Origin of the sequence: Malikia granosa, from assembly GCF_002980595.1 — a bacterium.
GTDB classification, from domain to species: Bacteria; Pseudomonadota; Gammaproteobacteria; order Burkholderiales; family Burkholderiaceae_C; genus Malikia; species Malikia granosa.
Window position 1 is genome coordinate 1 of sequence record NZ_PVLQ01000153.1, and the last position, 699, is coordinate 699.

The following is a 699-nucleotide window of genomic DNA, read 5'->3' on the forward strand; positions in this document are numbered from 1 at the left end:
GGGCGTTTTTTCTTGGGTCATGCTCGCGCCTCGCCGGATTGGGATTGAATCCAGGCGTTGACCTTGGACGCCTCCCAGGCGGTCACGCGATCAGACAGGCGGATCGGCTCGGGGAACTTGCCGGCCTTGACCCAGCGCCACAGGGTTGCAGGGCTGACGGGGATCAGCCCGCGCTGGCCCTTGTGGCTGGCCAGCTCGTTGATGCGTATCAGTTGGTGTACTTGCATTTCATCTCCATCGCGTCACCGTGACGCAGTTCGAGATGAAATGTCGGCTTATTTTCTATCGATTTTTACGGCTGGCATGCTAGCCGTTACGGCTGGCACGCTACCCGTTACGGCTAGCACGCCAGGCGCGAAATCAATCAGACGCGACGCGATCGAAGCGTTTCGTAGATCAGGCGTTCGGGATCTTTAGATGCATCAGCCAAGTTTGGGGGGATCCGTTTAACCAGTTGCTGAGAGATGCTTTTATCAGATCTTTGCATGGCTGCTGCTTCCTGTATCGCCCATTCTTTCAGACGATTTGTTGCAGTGTGTCTCCTCTGGGCTCCGATGCTGCCAATTTCTGACATCCATTTTTTGTTTTGAAAATTTGGTGATTCTTTGTATAGGGTTATTTGGCAGTATTGGGTTGATTCAATTAGCAACTCATGATATGAAAATATTTCCCCTGAGGGGCTTTGTTGTATTAATCAAT

At 51.8% G+C, this 699-nt stretch carries 1 protein-coding gene; it reads right to left on the reverse strand.

The window, feature by feature from the left end:
* Positions 1-17 precede the first annotated feature (17 nt).
* A complete protein-coding gene (locus tag C6P64_RS17730; protein WP_105749846.1) occupies positions 18-227 on the reverse strand; it encodes a helix-turn-helix transcriptional regulator in 210 nt (69 codons plus the stop codon).
* Positions 228-699: the final 472 nt, after the last annotated feature.